This window comes from Pseudomonas agronomica (assembly GCF_025917275.1).
Classification (GTDB): domain Bacteria; phylum Pseudomonadota; class Gammaproteobacteria; order Pseudomonadales; family Pseudomonadaceae; genus Aquipseudomonas; species Aquipseudomonas agronomica.
The window spans coordinates 1-10,122 of record NZ_JAOSHO010000157.1 but is presented as its reverse complement, the minus strand read 5'-3'; the positions used below and the strand labels follow the sequence as shown (position 1 = coordinate 10,122).

Genomic DNA, 10,122 nt, shown 5'->3' with positions numbered 1-10,122 from the left:
TGGGAGCGAGCTTGCTCGCGATGGGGCCCCAACAGGCGCCGCATAACTTCCAGGCACAAAAAAACGCCCCCGGTCTCACAACCGGGGGCGTTTTCATTCAGCCGGGGCTAAATCAGGCCTTGGCTTTCTTGGCGGCGCGGGTACGCTCGCTTTCGTCCAGGATCTTCTTGCGCAGGCGGATCGACTTAGGCGTCACTTCGCACAGCTCGTCGTCCTGGATGAATTCCAGGGCCTGTTCCAGGGTGAAGCGAACAGGTGGAACCAGGGCGATGGTTTCGTCTTTACCCGAAGCACGCATGTTGTCGAGCTTCTTGCCCTTGGTAGGGTTCACGCCCAGGTCGTTGTCACGGCTGTTCAGACCAACGATCTGGCCACCGTAGATTTCCTGGCCGTGTTCGACGAACAACTTGCCACGCGCCTGGAGGGTTTCCAGGGAGTAGGTCAGTGCCTTGCCGGTTTCAACCGAAACCAGAACGCCGTTCTGGCGGCCGGACATGTCGCCCGACTTCATCACGTCGTAACGGTCGAAGATCGAGGTCAGGATGCCAGCACCGTTGGTCAGGGTCAGGAACTGGTTACGGAAACCGATCAGACCGCGAGCAGGGATGTTGTATTCCAGACGTACACGGCCTTTGCCATCCGGCACCATGTTGGTCAGGTCGCCCTTACGCAGGCCCATCTCTTCCATCACCTTGCCCTGGGATTCTTCCGGCAGGTCGATGGTGACGTTTTCGAACGGTTCGTGCTTCACGCCGTCAACCAGGCGGATGATCACTTCCGGACGGCCTACAGCCATTTCGAAGCCTTCGCGACGCATGGTTTCGATCAGAACCGAGAGGTGCAGCTCGCCACGGCCGGAGACCTTGAACTTGTCAGCCGAGTCGCCTTCTTCAACGCGCAGTGCAACGTTGTACAGCAGCTCTTTGTCCAGACGTTCCTTGATGTTGCGGGACGTCACGAACTTGCCTTCTTTACCGCAGAATGGCGAATCGTTTACCTGGAAGGTCATGGAAACGGTTGGCTCGTCGACGGTCAACGGCTTCATCGCTTCAACGGTGTCCGGGTGACACAGGGTGTCGGAGATGAACAGCGAGTCCATGCCGCTGATGCAGACGATGTCGCCGGCAGCCGCTTCTTCGACGTCTACACGGTGCAGACCGTGGTGACCCATCAGCTTCAGGATACGACCGTTGCGACGCTTGCCATCGGCGCCGATAGCCACGACTGGGGTGTTCGGCTTGACGCGACCACGGGCGATACGGCCAACACCGATAACGCCGAGGAAGCTGTTGTAGTCCAGTGCGGAAATTTGCATCTGGAACGGGCCGTCACGGTCGACTTTCGGTGCAGGTACGTTGTCGACGATCGACTGGTACAGCGGGGTCATGTCTTCAGCCATGTCGGTGTGGTCCAGACCGGCAATACCGTTCAGGGCCGAGGCGTAGACGACTTTGAAGTCCAACTGCTCTTCGGTGGCACCCAGGTTGTCGAACAGGTCGAAGATCTGGTCCAGGACCCAGTCCGGACGCGCGCCTGGACGGTCAACCTTGTTGATGCACACGATCGGACGCAGGCCGGCTTCGAAAGCCTTCTTGGTCACGAAACGGGTTTGCGGCATAGGGCCGTCCTGGGCGTCGACCAGCAGCAGCACGGAGTCGACCATCGACATCACGCGCTCTACTTCACCACCGAAGTCGGCGTGGCCCGGGGTGTCCACGATGTTGATGTGGTAGCCGTTCCAGTTGATGGCGGTGTTTTTCGCCAGGATGGTAATACCGCGCTCTTTTTCCTGGTCGTTGGAGTCCATCACGCGCTCGTCGTTGAGCTCGTTGCGCTCCAGGGTGCCGGATTGACGCAAGAGTTTGTCTACCAGGGTGGTCTTACCATGGTCAACGTGAGCAATGATGGCGATGTTGCGTAGATTTTCGATCACTTGTGTATCTCGATCAGAGGATTCGGTGTGCTGACAGGTCGTGGCAGCGATTTACAGTAGAGTCCGACAGTTACAGCGTGTCGGCGGCGTCGGGGGGCCGGTGACGCAGGCCACAGGCAAACAGCCCCGGGCACTTAGCTCGGTCGATAAACGCGCACATTGGCATGCCCCTCACTGAGCAAATGGTGGGCATGCAGGCGACTCATCACGCCTTTGTCGCAATACAGCAGGTACTGGCGAGTAGGGTCCAGTTCCTTGAAACGCGCGTTCACTGCATAGAACGGCATCGTTTGTACCTCGACGCCGGCGACGCTCAGCGGGTCGTCTTCAGCCTCATCCGGGTGACGGATGTCAATGATGATCTGACCGGCCAGCGCTTCGCCGACTTCTTCAATCTGGATGTCCTGGCCCAACTCGTCGATGACCCGATCGATCGGTACCAGCCTGGCGTTCTCGATCGCGCGTTCGAGTACCGCCATGTCGAATTCTTTCTCTTCGTGTTCCACGCGCCCGCGCTTGGCCGCCGTCTTCGGGTTAACCGAGATGACGCCGCAATACTCCGGCATGTGCCGGGCAAAATCGGCGGTGCCGATCTCGTTGGCCGTGTCGATGATGTCCTGCTTGTGGCTGGCGATCAGCGGACGCAGCACGAGCTTCTCGGTCACGCAGTCGATCACCGTCAGGTTCGGCAGCGTCTGGCTCGATACCTGGGAAATCGCCTCGCCGGTCACCAGCGCGTCGATGTGCAGGCGGTCGGCGATGCTCGTCGCGGCACGCAACATCATACGCTTCAAAATGACGCCCATATGACTGTTATCGACTTTGCCGAGAATCTCGCCCAAGACTTCTTCGAACGGCACACTCACAAATAACACGCGCTGGGAGCTGCCGTACTTCTTCCAGATGAAGTGCGCCACTTCCATCACGCCCAATTCGTGAGCACGCCCGCCGAGATTGAAGAAGCAGAAATGGCTCATCAGGCCGCGACGCATGATCTGGTAGGCGGCGACGGTGGAGTCGAAACCACCGGACATCAACACCAGGGTCTGCTCCAGCGAACCCAGCGGGTAACCGCCGATGCTGTCGTGCTGGCTGTGGATCACGAACAAGCGCTGGTCGCGAATTTCGATGCGCACTTCGATCTGCGGGTCTTTCAGCGAAATACCAGCGGCGCCGCACTGCCGGCGCAACTGGCTGCCGACATAACGTTCCACGTCCATCGAACTGAACGGGTGCTTGCCGGCGCGCTTGCAGCGTACCGAAAAAATCTTGCCGGCCAGCGCATCACCATAATGGAGCATGCATTTGGCGAGGATCTCGTCGAAATCCCCCAGCGGGTATTCGTCGACTTGCAGGAAATGCGCGATGCCCGGCATGCAGCTCAGGCGCTCGGTCATCTCCTTGAGGATCTTGGGTTCGCTGACGCGGGTTTCCAGCTCGAGGTTGTCCCACACGCCGTTCACCACCACGGCCGGGTCCAGGTCACGGAGCACGGCACGGATGTTCTTGGCCAACTGGCGGATGAAACGCATCCGTACCGGGCGGCTCTTGATGGTGATCTCGGGGAAGACTTTTACGATTAGTTTCATGAAAACAGCGCGCGAACGGCCAGCCGAAAAAGGGGGGCGCGGATTATAGCGGAAATTGCTCAAGGTTTGACCAATTAATCTGTAGATGGCTTCGCATGCACCAAAACAGGTCATTATCGATTGACGACGCCACATTGCAGTGCGTTATTGTCTGACAATCTTGGATTTACGGCTTTAAAAGCGTGGATTTGGTGCAAAAAACCCATGGTGGGGCACTGGCATGCAATTTGCTCCCTTGTGAGGCAGGTTGCCTTGGCAGAGTATTCGCGCCGGCATCACCCATATCTAAGGGCACTCCACTACCCGCCCGAAGCCACCCGGAGGACATATGTCGAAGTCGGTTCAACTCATCAAAGATCATGACGTCAAGTGGATTGATCTGCGCTTCACTGACACCAAGGGCACTCAACATCACGTGACCATGCCGGCCCGTGATGCGCTGGACGACGAATTCTTCGAAATCGGCAAGATGTTCGACGGTTCCTCCATCTCCGGCTGGAAAGGCATCGAAGCCTCCGACATGATCCTGATGCCGGACGACGAAACTGCAGTCCTGGACCCGTTCACCGAAGAGCCGACCCTGATCCTGGTCTGCGACATCATCGAACCTTCGACCATGCAAGGCTATGACCGTGACCCACGCGCCATCGCCCACCGTGCCGAGGAATACCTGAAGTCCACCGGTATCGGCGACACTGCTTTCTTCGGTCCAGAGCCTGAGTTCTTCATCTTCGACTCGGTCAAGTTCAAGTCCGACATCTCCGGCTCCATGTTCAAGATCTTCTCCGAACAAGGTTCGTGGATGTCCGACCAGGACGTGGAAGGCGGCAACAAAGGCCACCGTCCAGGCATCAAGGGCGGCTACTTCCCGGTTCCACCGTTCGACTTCGACCACGAAATCCGTACCTCCATGTGCAATGCACTGGAAGAAATGGGCCAGACCGTCGAAGTTCACCACCACGAAGTGGCGACTGCCGGCCAGAACGAAATCGGCGTGAAATTCAACACGCTGGTGAAGAAGGCTGACGAAGTACAAACCCTGAAGTACTGCGTACACAACGTTGCCGACGCCTACGGCCGCACCGCGACCTTCATGCCGAAGCCTCTGTACGGCGACAACGGTTCGGGCATGCACGTGCACATGTCGATCTCCAAAGACGGCAAGAACACCTTCGCTGGCGAAGGTTATGCCGGCCTGTCGGACACCGCCCTGTACTTCATCGGCGGCATCATCAAGCACGGTAAGGCCCTGAACGGCTTCACCAACCCGTCGACCAACTCCTACAAGCGTCTGGTACCAGGCTTCGAAGCCCCGGTGATGCTGGCCTACTCGGCTCGCAACCGTTCCGCCTCGATCCGTATTCCTTACGTGAACAGCCCGAAAGCCCGCCGCATCGAAGCGCGCTTCCCGGATCCGGCTGCCAACCCATACCTGGCCTTCGCTGCACTGATGATGGCCGGCCTGGACGGTATCCAGAACAAGATCCACCCTGGCGATGCCGCTGACAAGAACCTGTATGACCTGCCGCCTGAAGAGGCCAAGGAAATCCCACAGGTTTGTGGCAGCCTGAAAGAAGCCCTGGAAGAGCTGGACAAGGGCCGTGCGTTCCTGACCAAGGGCGGCGTATTCAGCGATGACTTCATCGACGCTTACATCGCACTGAAAAGCGAAGAAGAAATCAAGGTTCGCACCTTCGTACACCCGCTGGAATACGAGCTGTACTACAGCTGCTGATCCAGTGAGCGCCGCCACGCACGGCGTGAACTAAAGAGAGGCCTCCTTCGGGAGGCCTTTTTTATGGGCGCTGGTTACGTGCATGATGATGCGCCGCTCCCCTCACAAGACGAGATTGCCAATGACTTCCCGCTTGAAGATTTGCCTCGCCCTGTCCGCCGCGCTGCTGTGCTCAACAGCCGAGGCCAACAACGCCCCCGACGCCCTGACCCCGCTGCTCAATGCCATCGGCGAACGCCTGCTGATCGCCGATCAAGTGGCGCTGAGCAAATGGGACAGTGGCAAACCCGTAGAGGACCGCCAGCGCGAACGTGAAGTCATTGCCGCCGCCGTAGCCCAGGCGCCGGCCTACAAGCTGAGCGGTGAAACCGTGGAAGCGTTTTTCGCCGCCCAGATAGAAGCCAACAAGTTTGTCCAGTACGTCAACTTGTCCGACTGGGCCCTGGAGGGCAAGGCGCCGGACCTGCCGCGCCCGGACCTGGTAGGCGAGATCCGCCCCAAACTCGACCGGCTGCAAAAGCGCCTGCTGCAACAACTGGCCGACTTCGCCCCCTACCGCACCGACCCGCAGTGTCCGCAATGGCTGGCCCGTGCCACTCACCACAACAAGCAACACCCGATACACCGGCTGGCCCTGATCCGGGCGACCGCCGGGCTGTGTGTTTCCACACAATCCTGAGGCAACACCCTTTTCCCTGTGGGAGCGAGCTTGCTCGCGATAGCGGCGTCTCAGTCGCTGAGGTGTTGGATATGCTGGCCTCATCGCGAGCAAGCTCGCTCCCACACTGGATCTATGCCGCCCATGACATCCAGGCATGACACTGGACTCTGTGGGATTGGCGCAACAACTTTGGCCAACCGCCTGCCCTGGCCTATGCTGCTACCCATCACTTTTGTTTTTCGGTCGATTTTCCATGGGTCGTGGTTCAGTCCTTCTCTTAGTCCTGCTGACGCTGCCCGCCGCCGCGCAGATCTACAAATACACCGACGCCGACGGCAACACCGCCTACAGCAACCAGCCACCCGACGGCGTTTCGGCCCAGGCCGTAGAATTGCCGCCGCTCAACAGCGTGGAATCCCAAGCCCCGACCAGCCCCGACACACCCCCAACGCCGGAAAACACCAACGCGCCGCGCAAAGCCTACGAGCTGTTGGAGCTGACCGACATCCCCACCGAAGAGGCCCTGCGTGCCAACAACGGCACCTTCACCGTCGGCGTTAGGTCGCAACCACGCCTGCAGAGCCCGCATCTGTTCAGGTTGCTGCTCGACGGCCAGCCTTACGGCCAGCCGAGCAACGTGCCGCGCCTGCAACTGGTGAATATCGATCGCGGCGAGCATAGCCTGGCGGTCCAGGTAATCGACGGGGAACGTCTCGTGCAGCAGAGCGAAACCGTCACCTTCACCGTGCAGCGAGTGCACCTGCCATGATCCGCCCGCTCGTCGTCCTGGGCCTGTTGCTGATCGCAATGCCTGGCCTGGCGCAGGTCTATACCTACATCGACGCCCAAGGCAATCGAGTCTTCACCGACCAGCCACGCCCCGGCAATGCCAGGAAAGTACAATTGCCGCCCGGTAACCGCATGCCGGCACACACCTCTGGCATCAACTCGGCAACGCCGGTCGAATCGCCACCTCCCGAACCCTTGTTCCGTTACGAGATGCTCCGGCTGTTGATTCCCGAACCGGACGCCACGATACGCAGCACCGCCGGGGAGCTGATCGTCACCGCGACCAGCGAACCCGGCTTGCAAAGAGGCCACCGCTACCGTCTGCTGCTGGACGGCAAGCCCACCGCAGAGCCAGGGCCCAGTCCGGTATTTGCCTTGAAAAACATCGACCGGGGCACCCACCATCTGGCAGTCGAAATCCTGGATGAGCAAGGCCGTATCGTCGAACGCACCGCCAACCAACCCTTCCACATGCAACGCATGTCCCTGGCGCAGAAGCGCCGCGTCAAGCCCTGCACCATAGCCGATTATGGCCAGCGTCCCGAATGCCCCCTCGCTGAAAAACCCGAGGAAGAGAAAAGCAGCATCCTGCCGTTCTTCTAACGTCACCCAAGGCGGCGCACTATATTGGTGCAATACCTTGCACGCTACCCAGACTCAAAACCCATTTTGGTTCGAAAGTACCCGAAAAAGCTGGCAGAACGCCACGCAACTGGGCGAAAAATGGCCTTTTGAGGCTCTAAACGCTTCTTTTCGGAGCCTTGGTTTGGTTTTTGCATTTTGCTGGTATCAGCGCATTAACCGCGCGCGCGATTTGGGGGCCCGCCCTCGATCGCTACGCTTTAAAAGAGGTCCTGATGACCATTAGCGACGCACTACACCGCTTGCTGCTCGACAATCTCACCACCGCGACCATCCTGCTCGACGCCGAACTGCGCCTCGAGTACATGAACCCGGCGGCGGAGATGCTCCTGGCCGTCAGCGGCCAGCGCAGCCATGGGCAGTTCATCAGCGAACTGTTTACCGAGTCCGCCGAAGCGCTCAACTCCCTGCGCCAGGCTGTGGAACAGGCCCACCCGTTCACCAAGCGTGAAGCGATGCTGACCGCCCTGACCGGCCAGACCTTGACCGTTGACTATGCGGTAACGCCGATCCTGAACAACCACGCCACGCTGCTGCTGTTGGAAGTCCACCCCCGTGATCGCCTGCTGCGCATCACCAAGGAAGAGGCGCAGATATCCAAGCAGGAAACCAGCAAGATGCTGGTGCGCGGCCTCGCCCACGAGATCAAGAACCCGCTTGGCGGCATTCGCGGCGCGGCACAATTGCTCGCCCGGGAATTGCCGGAAGAAAGCCTCAAGGACTACACCAACGTCATCATCGAGGAAGCCGACCGCCTACGAAACCTGGTGGACCGCATGCTCGGCTCGAACAAGTTGCCCTCACTCGCCTTGTGCAACGTCCATGAAGTCCTGGAGCGCGTCAGCAGCCTGGTGGAAGCGGAAAGCCAAGGCTGCATCACGTTGGTGCGCGACTATGACCCAAGCATTCCCGACGTCTTGATCGATCGCGAACAGATGATCCAGGCGGTGCTGAACATCGTACGCAACGCCATGCAGGCCATCAGCACCCAGAACGAGCTGCGCCTGGGCCGCATCAGCCTGCGCACCCGCGCCATGCGCCAATTCACCATCGGCCATGTGCGCCATCGCCTGGTGACCAAGATCGAGATCATCGACAACGGTCCGGGCATTCCCCAGGAATTGCAGGAAACCATCTTCTTCCCGATGGTCAGCGGCCGCCCGGACGGTACCGGGCTGGGGCTGTCCATCACCCAGAACATCATCAGTCAGCACCAGGGCTTGATCGAATGTGAAAGCCACCCCGGCCACACCACTTTCTCGATCTTCCTGCCACTGGAACAAGGAGCCACATCGACATGAGCCGTAGTGAAACCGTGTGGATCGTCGATGACGACCGTTCTATCCGCTGGGTCCTGGAAAAAGCCTTGCAACAGGAAGGCATGACCACCCAGAGCTTCGACAGCGCCGACGGGGTGATGAGCCGCCTGGCCCGTCAGCAGCCGGACGTCATCATTTCCGACATCCGCATGCCCGGCGCCAGTGGCCTGGACCTGCTGGCGCGGATTCGCGAGCAGCATCCGCGGCTGCCAGTGATCATCATGACCGCCCACTCCGACCTGGACAGCGCCGTCGCGTCCTACCAGGGCGGTGCATTCGAATACCTGCCCAAGCCGTTCGATGTCGACGAAGCCGTGTCCCTGGTCAAGCGCGCCAACCAGCACGCCCAGGAACAACAAGGCCTGGAAGAAGTGCCGGCCTTGGCCCGCACCCCGGAAATCATTGGCGAAGCGCCGGCGATGCAGGAAGTGTTTCGCGCCATTGGCCGCCTGAGCCACTCCAACATCACCGTATTGATCAACGGCGAGTCGGGCACTGGTAAGGAATTGGTTGCCCACGCCTTGCACCGCCACAGTCCGCGGGCGGCATCGCCGTTCATTGCGCTGAACATGGCGGCGATCCCGAAGGACCTGATGGAATCCGAGTTGTTCGGCCATGAGAAAGGTGCGTTCACCGGCGCGGCCAACCTGCGGCGCGGACGCTTCGAGCAGGCCGATGGCGGCACACTGTTCCTCGATGAGATCGGCGACATGCCGGCTGACACCCAGACCCGCTTGCTGCGCGTGCTGGCCGATGGCGAGTTCTATCGAGTGGGCGGCCATACGCCGGTCAAGGTCGATGTGCGCATCATCGCCGCGACCCACCAGAACCTGGAAACCCTGGTTCACGCCGGCAAATTCCGGGAAGACTTGTTCCATCGCCTGAACGTGATCCGTATCCATATTCCGCGCCTGGCGGACCGTCGCGAAGACATCCCGACCCTCGCCCGGCACTTCCTCGGCCGCGCAGCCCAGGAATTGGCGGTGGAGCCCAAGCTGCTCAAGAACGAAACCGAGGAATACCTCAAGAACCTGCCATGGCCCGGCAACGTCCGCCAGTTGGAAAACACCTGCCGCTGGATCACGGTGATGGCGTCGGGTCGCGAAGTGCACATCAGCGACCTGCCACCTGAACTGTTGAGCCTGCCACAGGATTCGGCGCCGGTGACCAACTGGGAACAGGCCCTGCGCCAGTGGGCTGACCAAGCGCTGGCACGCGGCCAATCGAGCCTGCTGGACAGCGCCGTGCCGAGTTTCGAACGCATCATGATCGAAACCGCCCTCAAGCACACCGCCGGCCGCCGCCGTGACGCCGCCGTGCTGCTGGGCTGGGGCCGCAATACCTTGACCCGCAAGATCAAGGAATTGGGGATGAAGGTTGATGGTGGGGATGATGATGACGGGGATGAAGGCTGATCAGCCTTTGACCCTTCGCTGAATTTGAAGGCCAATCGC

Annotated in this window: 8 protein-coding genes; 6 read left to right on the top strand and 2 right to left on the bottom strand. The window is 60.0% G+C overall.

Annotation, left to right across the window (positions count from 1 at the left end; all coding sequences use genetic code 11):
* Nucleotides 1-112: 112 nt before the first annotated feature.
* Both typA and thiI read right to left on the bottom strand, forming a co-directional pair.
* Nucleotides 113-1,933 carry a translational GTPase TypA gene (typA, locus tag OC610_RS13480; protein WP_030141461.1) on the bottom strand — a complete coding sequence of 607 codons (1,821 nt, stop codon included), beginning with the start codon at nucleotides 1,931-1,933 and terminating at the stop codon, nucleotides 113-115.
* 134 nt (nucleotides 1,934-2,067) lie between these two features.
* Nucleotides 2,068-3,522: a tRNA uracil 4-sulfurtransferase ThiI gene (gene thiI, locus OC610_RS13475; protein ID WP_264428283.1), complete on the bottom strand. Its 1,455-nt coding sequence runs from the start codon at nucleotides 3,520-3,522 to the stop codon at nucleotides 2,068-2,070.
* 328 nt (nucleotides 3,523-3,850) lie between these two features.
* On the opposite strand from thiI, the gene glnA reads away from it, so the two are divergent.
* From glnA to ntrC, 6 genes are all read left to right on the top strand, one after another.
* A complete protein-coding gene (gene glnA / locus OC610_RS13470; RefSeq protein WP_014336114.1) occupies nucleotides 3,851-5,257 on the top strand; it encodes a type I glutamate--ammonia ligase in 1,407 nt (468 codons plus the stop codon).
* A gap of 121 nt (nucleotides 5,258-5,378) precedes the next feature.
* Complete coding sequence (locus tag OC610_RS13465) at nucleotides 5,379-5,936, top strand: chorismate mutase (RefSeq protein ID WP_264428279.1); 558 nt, start codon at nucleotides 5,379-5,381, stop codon at nucleotides 5,934-5,936.
* Between the two features lie 235 nt (nucleotides 5,937-6,171).
* A complete protein-coding gene (locus OC610_RS13460) occupies nucleotides 6,172-6,687 on the top strand; it encodes a DUF4124 domain-containing protein (RefSeq protein WP_264428277.1) in 516 nt (171 codons plus the stop codon).
* On the top strand, nucleotides 6,684-7,310 hold the full coding sequence (locus tag OC610_RS13455; protein ID WP_264428276.1) for a DUF4124 domain-containing protein: 627 nt from the start codon (nucleotides 6,684-6,686) through the stop codon (nucleotides 7,308-7,310). The genes OC610_RS13460 and OC610_RS13455 overlap by 4 nt, the downstream gene beginning before the upstream one ends.
* Before the next feature lie 254 nt (nucleotides 7,311-7,564).
* A complete protein-coding gene (gene glnL, locus OC610_RS13450; protein ID WP_181290741.1) occupies nucleotides 7,565-8,650 on the top strand; it encodes a nitrogen regulation protein NR(II) in 1,086 nt (361 codons plus the stop codon).
* The gene (ntrC, locus tag OC610_RS13445) at nucleotides 8,647-10,083 is read left to right on the top strand and encodes a nitrogen regulation protein NR(I) (RefSeq protein ID WP_264428274.1); all 1,437 of its coding nucleotides are present in this window, start codon (nucleotides 8,647-8,649) and stop codon (nucleotides 10,081-10,083) included. The genes glnL and ntrC overlap by 4 nt, the downstream gene beginning before the upstream one ends.
* Nucleotides 10,084-10,122 lie beyond the last annotated feature (39 nt).